The sequence below is a fragment of the Actinophytocola sp. genome (assembly GCF_050699915.1).
In the GTDB taxonomy this organism is placed as follows: Bacteria; Actinomycetota; Actinomycetes; order Mycobacteriales; family Pseudonocardiaceae; genus Actinophytocola.
Genome location: NZ_JBOHGA010000011.1, coordinates 25,688 through 38,191 on the forward strand (window position 1 = coordinate 25,688; position 12,504 = coordinate 38,191).

At 70.8% G+C, this 12,504-nt stretch carries 16 protein-coding genes; 5 read left to right on the forward strand and 11 right to left on the reverse strand.

From position 1 onward, the window contains the following. Positions 1-6: 6 nt before the first annotated feature. From ACRDSK_RS03630 to ACRDSK_RS03655, 6 genes are all read right to left on the reverse strand, one after another. Complete coding sequence (locus tag ACRDSK_RS03630) at positions 7-798, reverse strand: hypothetical protein (protein WP_431438430.1); 792 nt, start codon at positions 796-798, stop codon at positions 7-9. After that, the gene (locus ACRDSK_RS03635) at positions 795-1,283 is read right to left on the reverse strand and encodes a SigE family RNA polymerase sigma factor (protein WP_431438431.1); all 489 of its coding nucleotides are present in this window, start codon (positions 1,281-1,283) and stop codon (positions 795-797) included. The genes ACRDSK_RS03630 and ACRDSK_RS03635 overlap by 4 nt, the downstream gene beginning before the upstream one ends. Before the next feature lie 114 nt (positions 1,284-1,397). Then, on the reverse strand, positions 1,398-1,742 hold the full coding sequence (locus tag ACRDSK_RS03640; RefSeq protein ID WP_431438432.1) for a DUF952 domain-containing protein: 345 nt from the start codon (positions 1,740-1,742) through the stop codon (positions 1,398-1,400). A 1-nt stretch (position 1,743) separates the two neighbouring features. Beyond that, positions 1,744-2,685 carry a DUF5926 family protein gene (locus ACRDSK_RS03645; protein ID WP_431438433.1) on the reverse strand — a complete coding sequence of 314 codons (942 nt, stop codon included), beginning with the start codon at positions 2,683-2,685 and terminating at the stop codon, positions 1,744-1,746. A gap of 26 nt (positions 2,686-2,711) precedes the next feature. Beyond that, positions 2,712-3,641, reverse strand: a complete 930-nt coding sequence (locus ACRDSK_RS03650) for an aminoglycoside phosphotransferase family protein (protein ID WP_431438434.1) — start codon at positions 3,639-3,641, stop codon at positions 2,712-2,714. Next, positions 3,638-4,453, reverse strand: a complete 816-nt coding sequence (locus ACRDSK_RS03655) for a glycerophosphodiester phosphodiesterase family protein (RefSeq protein ID WP_431438435.1) — start codon at positions 4,451-4,453, stop codon at positions 3,638-3,640. Before ACRDSK_RS03655 ends, ACRDSK_RS03650 begins: the two co-directional genes overlap by 4 nt. Positions 4,454-4,479: 26 nt before the next feature. Here ACRDSK_RS03655 and ACRDSK_RS03660 point away from each other — a divergent pair, with 26 nt between their 5' ends. Further along, complete coding sequence (locus tag ACRDSK_RS03660) at positions 4,480-5,661, forward strand: cytochrome P450 (RefSeq protein ID WP_431438436.1); 1,182 nt, start codon at positions 4,480-4,482, stop codon at positions 5,659-5,661. Positions 5,662-5,756: 95 nt separating this feature from the next. Here the strand turns inward: ACRDSK_RS03660 and ACRDSK_RS03665 are convergent, their stop codons facing one another. The 5 genes from ACRDSK_RS03665 to ACRDSK_RS03685 form a co-directional block, all read right to left on the reverse strand. After that, complete coding sequence (locus ACRDSK_RS03665; RefSeq protein WP_431438437.1) at positions 5,757-6,338, reverse strand: plasmid pRiA4b ORF-3 family protein; 582 nt, start codon at positions 6,336-6,338, stop codon at positions 5,757-5,759. Positions 6,339-6,408: 70 nt separating this feature from the next. Continuing rightward, on the reverse strand, positions 6,409-7,290 hold the full coding sequence (locus ACRDSK_RS03670) for a DUF4328 domain-containing protein (protein ID WP_431438438.1): 882 nt from the start codon (positions 7,288-7,290) through the stop codon (positions 6,409-6,411). After that, a complete protein-coding gene (locus ACRDSK_RS03675; protein ID WP_431438439.1) occupies positions 7,287-7,625 on the reverse strand; it encodes a rhodanese-like domain-containing protein in 339 nt (112 codons plus the stop codon). The genes ACRDSK_RS03670 and ACRDSK_RS03675 overlap by 4 nt, the downstream gene beginning before the upstream one ends. Continuing rightward, positions 7,625-7,831, reverse strand: coding sequence for a DUF397 domain-containing protein (locus ACRDSK_RS03680; RefSeq protein WP_431438440.1), 207 nt, complete (start codon positions 7,829-7,831; stop codon positions 7,625-7,627). The genes ACRDSK_RS03675 and ACRDSK_RS03680 overlap by 1 nt, the downstream gene beginning before the upstream one ends. A 20-nt stretch (positions 7,832-7,851) precedes the next feature. Beyond that, entirely contained in the window at positions 7,852-8,691 is an 840-nt protein-coding gene (locus ACRDSK_RS03685; RefSeq protein WP_431438466.1) for a helix-turn-helix domain-containing protein, read from the reverse strand. 128 nt (positions 8,692-8,819) lie between these two features. Between ACRDSK_RS03685 and ACRDSK_RS03690 the strand changes: the two genes are divergently transcribed. From ACRDSK_RS03690 to ACRDSK_RS03705, 4 genes are all read left to right on the forward strand, one after another. After that, complete coding sequence (locus tag ACRDSK_RS03690; protein WP_431438441.1) at positions 8,820-9,170, forward strand: hypothetical protein; 351 nt, start codon at positions 8,820-8,822, stop codon at positions 9,168-9,170. A 150-nt stretch (positions 9,171-9,320) separates the two neighbouring features. Beyond that, on the forward strand, positions 9,321-9,560 hold the full coding sequence (locus ACRDSK_RS03695) for a hypothetical protein (protein WP_431438442.1): 240 nt from the start codon (positions 9,321-9,323) through the stop codon (positions 9,558-9,560). Between the two features lie 332 nt (positions 9,561-9,892). Then, positions 9,893-12,046, forward strand: a complete 2,154-nt coding sequence (locus ACRDSK_RS03700; RefSeq protein ID WP_431438443.1) for a P-loop NTPase fold protein — start codon at positions 9,893-9,895, stop codon at positions 12,044-12,046. Between the two features lie 59 nt (positions 12,047-12,105). Further along, on the forward strand, positions 12,106-12,501 hold the full coding sequence (locus ACRDSK_RS03705; protein ID WP_431438444.1) for an SgcJ/EcaC family oxidoreductase: 396 nt from the start codon (positions 12,106-12,108) through the stop codon (positions 12,499-12,501). The last annotated feature ends 3 nt before the right edge of the window (positions 12,502-12,504 follow it).

Sequence of the window (12,504 nt, forward strand, 5' to 3'; positions counted from 1 at the left end):
TCCGCCTCAGAGCGCGTTCGCGCAGTCGCTCGTCATGTCGATGTCGATGCGCTCGACCGGGCTCGTGTCCGGCCACGGTGTGTAGTAGTCACCCGGACCGCCGATGATGAACGAGAACGTCTGCGTCTTCAGGCCCATCCGGTAGTCGGTGACCACCGGGTAGGCCGTCCGGACGTCGCCCACCGTGCTGCTGATGTGGATGCCTTCCGGCGTGGCGACCGGTGCGGTCACACCGATGCGGACGATGCCGAGGTTCGCCGAGACGAGCACATGACCGCCGAAGGTGCCGGTGTACCGGGTGCACTTGCCGTCGGTCCCCTCGACCGCGCCCAGCAGCCCGGTGGCCAGCGCCTTCTGCTCGCTCATCTCCAGCCACAGCGGGCCGAAGTTGCGCGGCAGGATCGTGTCGAGCGAGTATGCCGGCGGCGGCTTCGACGATGTCGTCTCCGACTTCTCCCCGGCCTCCGTCGCCGGCGGCGGGGTCTTGGCCGTGTTCGCTGACTTCTTCCTGACCGCGGGCGGTTCGGTCGTCGTGACCGGCGCGTCGCTGATGGTCGGCGGCGGTGTCGTGGTCGACACCGCCGGTGGCAGCGACTCCTGCGCACCGGTACCGGCCAGCGCGATACCGCCACCGACCAGCACCACGGCCACCGCGACTGCACCGGCCGTCGCCGTCGCGAACCGGCGGCGCCGCACCCGGCGTGCCCCGGCCACGATCAGCTGCTCGGCGTCCGGGCGGACGGCGACGTCCAGCCGGTCGTCGTGGAACAGCCTCCGCAGCTCGTCGTCGACGTTCATGATCCATCCCTCGCCATCGCGACGCCCAACCTGCCGCGCAGGGTGGCCATCGCTTTGCTCGCCTGACTCTTCACAGTGCCGCGGCTGATCCCCAAGACAGCCGCGATCTCCTGCTCGGAGAGGTCCTCGTAGTACCGCAGCACCACCACGGCCCGCTGCCGCGGCGGCAGTTCCCGCAACACCGCCCACAGCGGCTCGTGCTCGAAGGGATCCCGGTCGGCGACGAACCGCACGTCCGGGACGTCCGCGATCGGCTGCTCGTGCCGCGAGCGCCGCCACCGGCTGATGTGGCTGTTCGCCATGGCCCGGCGCGTGTACGCCACCGGGTCGCCGGACTTGCGCACGACCGACGACCAACGCGCGCCGACCTTCTCCAGCACCGTCTGCACCAGGTCCGCCGCGTCGTGCGGGTTACCGGTGAGCAGGTGCCCGTATCTCAACAGTCCGGGTAGCGCCTCCCGGACGAACTCGCCGAATCCGTCCACCCCTCTTCGACCCCTTCCCCAGTCACGCCCGACAGATCGAGCACGCTGGGGAGGCGTTCGGGGTTGCCCCCGGGTTGCCCCCGGATCGCGCGGGGCACGCAGGGAGACGGATCGTTACCTGGCGGCGAGGTGGGCCGGGAGCTCGAACCGGCCGTCTTCGGCCGGCGGGAAGTCGTGGGTCGCGACCACGGCCGCGGCCGGGATCGGACCGTAGACGTGCGGGAACCAGACGCCGTTCGGGTCGGGTGGGGAGCCCGGCTCCCAGCGCAGCGGCACGTCGAGCCGTGCCGGGTCGACCTCCAGCAGGACCAGGTCGGTGCGCCCGGCGAACATCCGGTTGGCGGGCAGGTGCGCGGTGCCGAAGTCCGAGCAGTGGATGAAGCCCTCGGTGTCCAGCGAGTCCACCCGGTACGGCTCGCCGGGCACCCACGCGCCGCGGGTGGCGATGTGCAGGATCATCTCAGCGGATGGTGACCTGGCGGCCGACGAGCCCGTCGCGCGCCCGCCGCTCGTCGCCCGTGAGCGGCTTCTTCTCCAGCGAGGACAGCGCCTCGGTGAGCCGGTCGCCCAGCTGCTCGGCCGGCTCGGTCCACTCGCGGGCGTGCTTCTCGCCGTCGAGGTCCCACACCGGGACCAGCACGCCGTGCGCGCGGAAGCAGCCGGCGTACCGGGAGCCATCGCCGAGGCCGAGCTCGCCCGCGGCGGCCAGCCGGGCCATCGCCAGCAGCAGCTGCTCCTCCGGCTCGGGGCGGACCCAGCGCAGGTGGCAGCGGTCGCCTGCCTCGACCCAGTAGGCGGCCGGGCCGATCCGCTCGGTCGGCATGATCGCGGCGTTCGCGCGCTCCAGCGACAGCGCCACCTCGCCTACCGGCTCCTCGCCCTCGGGCATCCACCAGGAGAAGTCCTTGTGCACCTCGGGTTCGAGCACCTGGTCGACGTCGACCATGTCCTGCCACCGCTCACGCTCGGCCGACTCGTCGGTCTCCGGGCCGACCACCGGCAGCACGGCGCCGGCCTCGGCCTCCAGTGCCCAGCGCAGCGCCCGGGCCATGTCGCGGCTGACGTCGCTTGACCGGGTCTGCACCTGCATGCCGATCAGCGCCGTCCCGTCCGCGCGGATCAGCGCGGCGGACGCCAGCGGCAGCACGGTGGCCAGCGTGACCTCGCGCTCGGCCGGCTTCACGAGCTTCAGCGGCGCGGTGGCCGACGGCACGAACTCGCGCAGCGCGACCAGCTCGCACTCACCGGCCAGGCCAGCCAGCGGCCGGGCGACCGGCAGCTCCACCGGACCGCTCGAGCTGCCGTGGCACGCCTTGTACCGCTTGCCCGAGCCGCAGGGGCAGGGCTGGCGCGGGTTGGGGCCATCGGTGTTGCGCTGCTTCACGGCGGATCGCTTGGCCATGGCCATGGACGCTACCGAACCGTGGGCTACGCGGGCAGGCGGGGCGCCAGCAGGCGGGCGACGTCCAGCGCGCGGCTGACCGGCGACGGCGCGCCCGGCGTCCACTCCTCGGCCGACCACACGTCCGACAGCACCGCCTTCACGAACCCCCACGCGACCACTCTGTCGAGGGGCATGTCCAGCTCGTCTGCCAGCTGCTCGACGCGTGCCGGGACCAGCGCGGTGAGGGTCTCGTCGCGGTCGGCCGGGTCGGGGTTGAAGAGCAGTGATGTCGTTTCGTACCCGGGGTCGCCGACCAGACCGTGCGGATCGATCGCGAGCCACGGTTCGCGGGTCGCGCGCAGGATGTTGTCGTGGTGCAGGTCGCCGTGCAGCACGACGCGGTCGGGCGCCGAGGCGCACAGCTCGCGCATCAGCCCGCCGGCCCTTTCCACGAGGTCGGCGGGCAGCGGGCCGTTCTCGCCGAGGCGGGCGAGGTACTCGTCGAACGCGTCGGCCTGGTTCACCAGTTCGGGCAGGGCTCGGTCGGGCGGGATCGCGAGCCGGCGCATGACCGCCGCTGCCACGGACATCGCCTCGGTGTCGCGGGCCGGCACCAGGTCGCGCAGGCGCTCGCCTGGCTCGGCGCGTTCCAGCAGCAGCGCGCCGCGGGTGAGGTCGTCGCGCAGCAGCCGGACGGCGCCCCGGCCCGCGAACGCGCGGAGGGCGGGGGTCTCCTCGGCCAGCGAACTGCCGGACGGCACGCCCAGCTTGAGCACCGCAGGGGTGCCGTCGTCGCAGGTCACGGCCGCGACGTAGTGGTAGGAGAGGTCGTACGCGGGACCGACGGCGAGGCCCCAGTCGTCGGCGATGCCGGCCAGCACGCGCGGGAGGTCCGCGAGCCAGCGCTCGCCGTCGGCGCCCCACGCGCCGACGACGTTGCGCCGCAGCGCCGCTGTGATCACCGGCTCGATCACCGGCTCAGCAGCGTGCGGGTGGTGGCCGGGGCGTTGGTGGCCACGAAGCGCACGCCGAGGCGGCGGCAGAGCTCGACGTCTTGCGGGTCGTCGACGGTCCAGGTGTAGGTCTCGTTGCCGAAGGCGGCGGCGCGGGCGACGTAGTCGGGGTCGTCGCGGAGCAGGTGGATGCCGGGGCCGGTGTAGTCGGCGAAGCGGGGCAGCGTGCCGTCCCAGCGCAGCGGCGACAGGGAGTCCAGGAGCAGGACGGTCGGCAGGGTCGGCGAGTGCTGGCGGATGCGGCGGACGGCCATCGCGGAGAAGGACATCGTCACGACCCGAGAGTCCTCTTTGGACTTCGGTGCGGCCATGCCGTAGCGGCGGAGCAGGGCGATCAGCTTCATCTCCACGAGGCCGCCGTACCGGACCGGGTGCTTGGTCTCGATGAACAGCTTCGTCCCGGACGAGTCGGCGACCAGGTCGAGCAGCGACTCCAGGGTCAGCACACCGCGGTCGTTCGGGTCGGGTGTCCACACGGGCTGGCGCACGAGGTCGTCGGCGTGCTCCGGGAGCTCCGGGCGCCAGCTCCCGTAGTCCAGTTCGGACAGTCGGTCGAGCGTGAGCGTGCTGACCACGCCGCGGCCGGTGGACGTGCGGTTGACCGTTCTGTCGTGGACGCAGACGAGATGGCCGTCGCGGGTGAGGCGGATGTCGCACTCGAGACCGTCGGCGCCCTGTTCGAGCGCGAGTGCGTAGGCGGCGACCGTGTGCTCCGCCTTGTGTGCGGAGGCTCCCCGGTGTGCGACGACGGCGGGCTGCACGGCGCGGATCATCGCATATCCGGGTTACCGTTCGCCTCGTGTTCGATGCGCGCGATCCGGCGTTTCTCGCCGACCCGTATCCGGCGTTCGCCTCGCTGCGTTCTGCCGGCGAGGTGCACTGGCACTCGGAGATGGGGCTCGCGGTGGCGGTGTCGCATGCCGCGTGCTCGGCGGTGCTGCGCGACCGCTGCGCCGGGCGGTTGTGGCGGGACAAGGAGCCGGCCTCCTCGTTCGCCGCGTTCAACCTGCTGCACCGGAACTCGCTGCTGGAGAGCGAGCCGCCGCGGCACACCCGGCTGCGGCGGCTGATCTCGACGGCGTTCGCGCGTGGGCATACCGCGCGGCTGACGCCGTGGGTCCGGTCCGTCGCTTCTCGTTTGGTGGCATCGCTCTCCGCCGAGATCACCGCTCTCGGTTCGGCCGACCTGCTCGCACATGTGGCGGCCCCGCTGCCGATCGAGGTGATCGCGGAGCTGCTCGGCGTGCCGGCGGCGGACCGGCCGAAGCTGCAGCCGTGGTCGAACGCGATCGTGAAGATGTACGAGTACGGCCTTTCGCCGGACCGGGCCGCGGCGGCGGAGTCGGCGGCCGGGGAGTTCGTCGAATACCTGCGGTCGCTGGCCCGTTCACGCGCGGTGTCGCCGGGGTCGGACCTGGTCAGCGATCTGGTGTCGGTCCGCGATGGTACTGATCGTTTGTCCGATGACGAGCTGGTCGGGACGGCAGTGCTGTTGTTGATGGCTGGCCACGAGGCGACGGTGAACGTCATCGGGAACGGGATGCTGGCGTTGTTGCGGAATCCGGCGGAGTGGTCGCGGCTGGTGGAGTCGCCTTCCTTGGTGCCGTCAGCCGTCGAGGAGATGATCAGGTTCGACGCGCCGCTACAGCTGTTCGAGCGCACGGCCGTGTCGCCGACGGTCGTCGCCGGCTATCGCCTGTCGCCCGGGGACAAGATCGCGGCGCTGCTCGGTTCCGCGGCGCGGGATCCGCTGGTGTTCCCGTCGCCGGACCGGTTCGACGTGGGCCGTTCGCCCAACCCGCATCTCGGGTTCGGCGCGGGGATCCACTACTGCGTCGGTGCGCCGCTGGCGCGGGTGGAGGTCGAGGCGGCGCTTTCGGCTTTGGTGGCGCGGCTGCCGGGGTTGCGGTTGGCGGCAGAGCCTTCGCGGCGCGAGGAGTTCGTTATCCGGGGACTGCACACTCTGCCGGTGACGACCTGACGCGGGGGCCCCCCGATTTCCACTTTACCGGCGAGGACTGACAGTTTTGGCCGGTCGCGGGCGGGCTGTGGACAACTCGACGGACCCCTATCGGGTCAGGCTCCCGCTGCCGGGAGTGGAGTCCAGGCCAGCCTTTCCAGAGCGCGATCGGTGGAGTCGAGGTCGAACCGGTGCGGGTCGAACCGGTCCGAGCCCCACCACTCGACCCGATCGGCGTGCTCGGGATGAGCCGGATCCGCGAGAGCCTCGACGAACTCCTCGAAACCGAAGACGCCGCCGACGTCCTCGGGTGGACACGCACCCTGACCGGCGACGCAACGCGGATAGCGCACCCCCGCCTCGGGAGCGGTGACCTCCTCGACAACCAGGCGATGGTGCCAGTCGTCGCCGAAGTCGTACCAGTAGTTCACCTGGTCACCGGTCTCGAGCAGCCCGGACAGCGTCACCTTCGACTCGTCGGCCACCGCGGCGTCCCACTCCGGATCCGGCAGCCCAAAGCGGGCGCCGTCGACATCGAACTCGTGCAGGTGCGCATGCTCCCAGCCCATCGCGTCCTGCACGACCTCGTGCAGGACCGCCAGACTCGCCTCGCCCGGGACCTCGACCACCCGCCGCACCACCGGATCGGCATCGGCCAGCACGATCTCGATCCGGAAGATCTTGGTCTGCGCAGTCATTCGAGCCCTCGCCATATCCGCGATGCTCCCACCGAGCCCGACACAGCCCTGAACCCACTCCGCGACGCGGTCAGCGGCGGGAGTGGGTGGCTCGGGTTTGGCGTAGCGGTGGGGTTGGGGCGTTGTGTACGCGCAGGACGCGGAGGTGACGCAGGCGCCTCGGGTCCACCGGGGCCAGGAGTGTGGAGATACGGCGCACGGTCAGGGCCGTCAGGACCGCTACCGCCGTCGCGGTCAGGTCGGTCAGCGCGCTCAGGATCACGCCGTCCGCCTGGGCCTGTACTCCGTTGCGGTAGTGCCAGATCAGCGTCGTCGCGAACATCAGGCCGGCCGCGACCCAGACGGTCCACCAGATCTTCGTCGCTCGGGTTGGGGTGGGGCGTTCGTCCGCTGGGCGATGCAGCACGTGGTGTTCCAGCTCCGCCAGGATCACGCCCGCCATCGCCAGGTTGACGCCTGGGATCAGCAAGTACGCGAGTACCTGCCAGTCGCCTCGGGGTGGGGACTGGTCGGCGGCCTCGGCGGCCGCGTGGCGGGCCAGGTGCAGCCACCAGATGGTCACCGTGCCGGCCAACACGGTGAAGGCCAGTGCCAGGACCGCCGCGATCGTCACGACGGCGTCCGACGTCGCCACCACCCGGTCGGACAGGGCGCCGTTTCGGCTGTTCAGCAGCAGGACGTAGCGCCAGATCTCACCGCCCGCCGCGGTCAGCGTCAGACCGGCCAGGCTCCACATCATCGCCGTCGCGTGGCCGCCTACCGCGCGTACGCGATCGACCGTGACCGGTTGGCCGGCGCCGGGGGCACCGGGGACCGTCGTGGGCCAGCGCCACGCCAGCGGCGGGAAGCCCCAGCGCGGGTTCTCGGTGTACGCGGGCGGCCCGAGGTACGGCAGCCGGCGACGCGGCTGCCTCGTCAGTCTCCGCGGGCTCGTGGCCACCCACCTGGTCATATGACCTGCGGTTCGCCCTCGTCGGAGGCCAGGTCGCGGCCGGCGGACTGCCAGGACTGCATGCCGCCGTCGACGTTGCGGGCGTCCCAGCCGTTGGCGTTCAGGTATGCGGTGACGCGCGCCGACCGGCCGCCGCTGCGGCAGATGACCAGGACCTCCTGGTCGGCGGGCAGCTCCCCCAGCCGGCCGGCGAGCTCGCTCATCGGGATGTGTTGGGCGTGCGGCGCGTGGCCGGCGTCCCACTCGTCCTGCTCGCGGACATCCAGCAGCACGGTCTCCCCCGGCAGCTCGGCCGGAAGATCAGGCACGGTCACGCTCGGGACCTGCGAAGGCATCACACCGACGATGCTGCCACGCCGTCCCGTAGGACGCCCGTGAGCTGGGCCCAGCCGGCGGCCGGGAAGGCGAGCGTGCCGGCGGCAGGCCGCTTGGAGTCGCGCACCGCGACGAGGGTCCCGGCGAACGCGACCTCCAGGCAGTTGTCGTTGTTGCCGTCCCCGCTGCGGCTGCTCTTGCGCCACACCAGGCCAGACAAGTCCACTGTGGACAATTTGGCCTACCTTATCGCTCACCGAGGATCCGCTCGATGAGCACGAGTGAGTCCGCCGGACTCAGCGCCTCTGAGCGGAGGCTTTCGAATACCACCTTAGCTTCCCGCACCTCCTTCTCATCCTCGAAGTGCACGGCACCGGTCGGGTACGCGATGTAGAGCAACTCCGGGTCCTGCGGCTCCGGGAACGACAGGAGAGTGAACGCGCCGTTGATGGCGCTGTGTGTGCCCGCGCTGAGCGGGAGAACCTGGAGCATCACGGTCGGCAGCTCGGACACCTCGATGAGGTGGCGAAGCTGAGCGCGCATGACCTCGACTCCCCCGACTTCCCGGCGCAGCGATGCCTCATCGACGATGGCGGCGAGTTCGAGGGGGTTCTCCGAAGCCAAAAGGCGTCGCTGGCGGATCATTCGGACCTGCACGCCGTTGGCGATATCCCGCTCGGTGCGCTGCGGACGGCGCCCGAGGATGGCGCGGACATAGTCCTCTGTCTGGAGCAGGCCCGGCAGGTTCAGGCCCGAGAACTCCTTGACAGTCACCGCGAAGGTCTCGACGTCGACATAGCCCATGTCCGAGAAGCCGTAGGCGCGGTACCACAAGGGCTTGGCGGCCTCGCGGGTCTGGTCGAGTAGGTCCGGGTCGTACTCGTCGTAGACGTCCATGGCGGAGCGGACGAAGTGCACGTCGGCCTTCGTCACGCCGGTCTCGAGGCGGTGCAGGGCACTACGTTTCTTGTCCAGCTTGGCGGCAGCCTGGTCCAGACTCAGTCCCGCGGACTCCCGCATGATGCGTAGCCGCCTGCCTAGCCGGCGCCGGAGAAATGGCGCCTTGTGGTGCGTGTTCAACGACAACTCCCGGTGACTCCCAGTACCCGCATCGTCGCACGTCGCAGTGTCGATGCTGGGATTTCCACCCCGTTTCGTCCTGAGATCGATCTCGAAACGCGGACGCTGGAAGTCCAACCGAGAAGGGAGATCCCGTGTACGGACGACTGTTCACGCTGGTGACGATCGACGACGACAGCCAGATCTTCGCCTGGGGCATCGAGATCGTCTCCGAGGACGATCGCGAGGCGGTCATCTACCGCAAGGACCCCGCCACCAGCCGCACGCTGTTCGGCTTGCACGACTCCGCGCAGGCGGCGTGCGAGCGGTGGAGCGGGATCGTGCCGTTGGAGATCTGCTGGGAGGACGAGGACGACCTCTCGAGCGTCGCGGGCGACCACCTGAGCGTCGCGAGCGACTATTCGAGCGAGGCGAGCGACTCCGCGACCTCGGCGATGCCCTCGTCGGCCAACGGCAACCGGCCACGGCCGCTGGTGACGGTGTAGCCACCGTTGTCGAGTCGACGAACCGCTGCCGGACGACCTCTCGCTGCGGTAGGCCGATCTCGGGCTCGCCGCCGGGGCGCCGACGAGGGCGGGAGCTGGGTCGTGGTCACCTCCGTGGGTGCCGACTCGGTTGGCACGGTGTCGTAGTGGTTGAGGTGGTCGTGGACGGCGGCGACGACGCCGACCACGGCCGCGACCGCCGCGCCGGACGAGCGCGCGGCGGCGGCCCCGCTGGATCAGTTGCTCGACAGTGGTGACGGCCGGCGGCGCGGGCACGTCGGCGACCGCATGGAGCGCGGCGCGCTGGCCCGGCGGGACGGCCATGAGCGCGGCCTGCATGGCCAGGCGCTCATGGGAGCTGTGGTCGGGCGGGGCGGGTTGGTCGGGTAACTCCGCGACGGCGTGTTCTCGTGCGCGGCCGCGGCGCCGGCTGTCGAGGAAGACCCTGGTCAGGACGGTTCTGAGGTCGGCGTAGACGCGCACGAACGCGTTCAGCGCGATCTCCTCGGCGTCGGACCAGCTGCCGCACATGGCGTACGCGGACCCCTGACCACCTCCGGCCCTTCTACGCGGAAGTGTCCCCGACGGTTGCACTGTTGCGGGAAAGTGAGCGGGTGGAGTTGACCATTGAAGAGCAACTCGAGGGGGCACTCGCACGATCCCCGCTCATCGTCGCCGTCTACGACCGGGCGCGAACAACTGAGGGTGCGATTCTCGATGCGTTGCGGCGCATCCGGCGGCGCACGGTGCTCGACCCCTCGGGGCCGCAACCCTCGCTCGACCTGACCTGGTGGTTCAACTCGCCGCGCACGATGCTCGACGCCCTGCGCACCGGGCGCCTCGACGCCTTTCTCACCGGCGCGGGCAAGCGGGAGGCCGTCGGCGTCGCGAACCACCTGGACCCGAATCTCCCGGCCCTGCGCGACGACCTGTCGAGCAAGGGCCATCGGGTGATCCAGATCGACATGCCGGAGGCCGAAGCAGTCGCGGCATCGCCGGTCGTGCGGCACCTGGCCGGGTACCACGCGGACACTGATGCCGGCGTGGATCAGCTGGGGATCACGCCCGATGTGGAGATGCTGGCGGACCTGGTGGCTTCTCGGTTGATCAAGCCTCCCCTCTCGATCGGGTTGTTCGGGAACTGGGGGTCCGGGAAGAGCTTCTTCATGCGGCAGATGCGCAAGCGCGTCCACACTCTCGCCGGGGCGGCGGCCGAGGAGGAGAAGATCCGCGGCGAGCACGGGCGGGAGGTCTCCTCCTACTGCTCGGCGGTCCGGCAGATCACGTTCAACGCCTGGCACTACGCCGAGGCGAACCTCTGGGCATCGCTCGCCGCGCACATCTTCGACAACCTCTCCTCCGAAGGCTCCGAGGACGAGCTGCGGCGCCGCGCGGATGAGCTGGCCGCCTTGCGCCAGCAGGAGAAGTCGATGCTCACACAGCTGTCCGCGGCCCGGCTGGAGCGGATGATGGTGGCCGCGCAGTTCGAGCGGGAGCCGTTCCGGATCGACCTCACGCGGGACGACCTCGCGTGGGTGGGCAAGGTGCTCGACGTCGACGAGGCCACCGTCGAGGACGTGCGGCGGTTCGCCGTCGGCGCTCTCGGCTTTCGGACCAAGGCGCGGCAGGCGCTGGCGTTCTTCCGGCGCAGCCAGCTCGCCTGGGTGCTGCTCGGCACCGGCGTCGTGCTGGCCGTCGGTACCGTCGTACTGCTGAACAGTCCACTGTGGCCGGCGGTCGTGACCATGGTGTCCGGCGTGGTGGCGGCCGTCGCGCCGGCGTTGACCAAGGTGCGGGAGGCGACCCGGCGGATCAGCGACGCCGCGCAGACCAAGCAGGCCGCCACCGGCAAGCGGCTCGCCGACCTCGACGCGGAGACGTCGCGGCTCGAGCGGGCGGTCACCGAGCTCGCGCCCGGGCACGACGCGACGGCGTTCGCGCAGTCACGGAAGGCCAGCGAGGACTACCGCCAGCACCTCGGCGTCGTCTCCCTGCTGCGCCGGGACCTGGAGACGTTCGCGGTCATCCTCGACAAGGAGCGGCAGGCCGACGGCGGGCTGGAGCGGATCGTTCTCTACATCGACGACCTGGACCGGTGTGCGCCGGAGGTCGTCGTCAAGGTGCTCGAGGCGATCCACCTGCTGGTCGCGCTGCCCGTGTTCGTGGTCGTCGTCGGGGTGGACGCGCGCTGGCTGCGGCAGGCGATCGAACGGCACTACGCGGCGATGAAGGTGTCGCCGTCGAACTACCTGGAGAAGATCTTCCAGGTCCCGTTCCAGCTCTCCCCCATGGACCACACCGGGTTCGGCGACCTGATCCGCACCTTGGCCGGCACCGGCAGGGCAGCCACGACCGCCGTGTCGCAATCCGCCGAGCAGATCCCCCAGCAGAACGCCGAGCACGTCGCCGCGCCGGTCGAGCCGCCTGCCGAACCGGTCGAGCGGGCGGCGAGCCCGGACGTCCGGCCGCGACAGCTGGAGATCACCGATGCGGAGATGGGGTTCCTCGGCTCGCTCGCGCCGCTGGTGCCGTCGCCTCGGGCGACGAAGCGGCTGATCAACCTGTACCGGCTGCTGCGGGCACGGCTGTCCGGGCCCGAGCTCGACCGGTTCGTCGAGGGGCACGGGGCGCACGCCGTCCTCGTGCTGCTCGCGGTGCACGCCGGTGAGGGCGAGGCCGCGGAGGGGCTGTTCACCCGGATCGGGGCGGCGGGGTCCGGGCTGACGTCGTGGCGGGCGCTGCTGGACCGGTACCGGGAGGACGACGACGTCGAGGCGTTGTGTGGGCGGCTCGCGGGCATCGACGAGATGCCCGACTCGCTCGCGGTCTACCGAGAGTGGCTCCCGCTGGTGCGGCGGTTCTCGTTCGGTTATTGACCTCGACCATTGACCTCGACCATTGACCTCGACCTTGGTCGAGGTCGCATCGTGGAGGAGTGAGTACCGAGGACGAGGCGGCGATCCGGCGGGTCGTCGCCGATGTGCAGACCGCCTTCAACACCAACGACCCCGTGCTGATGAACAAGCACTTCGCCAAGGACGCATCCGTGGTCACCGCGATGGGAAAGCGAGTCGTCGGCATCGACGCGCTGCGCGAGGCCGCCGAGAGGGGAATGGCGGGCGCGCTGGCGCGCGAGTACGTCCGCTACGACGTCGTCGACATCCGGTTCCTGCGGCCGGACGTGGCGCTGGCGTTCAAGGAGGCGACCGCGACCGACGCCGACGGTGTGCCGCTGGAGCTGGACCATTCGATGAACGCGCTCTACGTGCTGGTCAAGGAGGACGGCCGCTGGCTGGTCGCGGCGCGGCAGAACACGCTGGTCCCCCGTTGACGA

Bases quoted from the DNA above. Each gene is read 5' to 3' on its own strand.
- ACRDSK_RS03630 (WP_431438430.1), bottom strand. From the start codon at position 798: ATGAACGTCGACGACGAGCTGCGGAGGCTGTTCCACGACGACCGGCTG.
- ACRDSK_RS03640 (WP_431438432.1), bottom strand. From the start codon at position 1,742: ATGATCCTGCACATCGCCACCCGCGGCGCGTGGGTGCCCGGCGAGCCG.
- ACRDSK_RS03645 (WP_431438433.1), bottom strand. From the start codon at position 2,685: ATGGCCAAGCGATCCGCCGTGAAGCAGCGCAACACCGATGGCCCCAAC.
- ACRDSK_RS03655 (WP_431438435.1), bottom strand. From the start codon at position 4,453: ATGATCCGCGCCGTGCAGCCCGCCGTCGTCGCACACCGGGGAGCCTCC.
- ACRDSK_RS03665 (WP_431438437.1), bottom strand. From the start codon at position 6,338: ATGACTGCGCAGACCAAGATCTTCCGGATCGAGATCGTGCTGGCCGAT.
- ACRDSK_RS03670 (WP_431438438.1), bottom strand. From the start codon at position 7,290: ATGACCAGGTGGGTGGCCACGAGCCCGCGGAGACTGACGAGGCAGCCG.
- ACRDSK_RS03675 (WP_431438439.1), bottom strand. From the start codon at position 7,625: ATGCCTTCGCAGGTCCCGAGCGTGACCGTGCCTGATCTTCCGGCCGAG.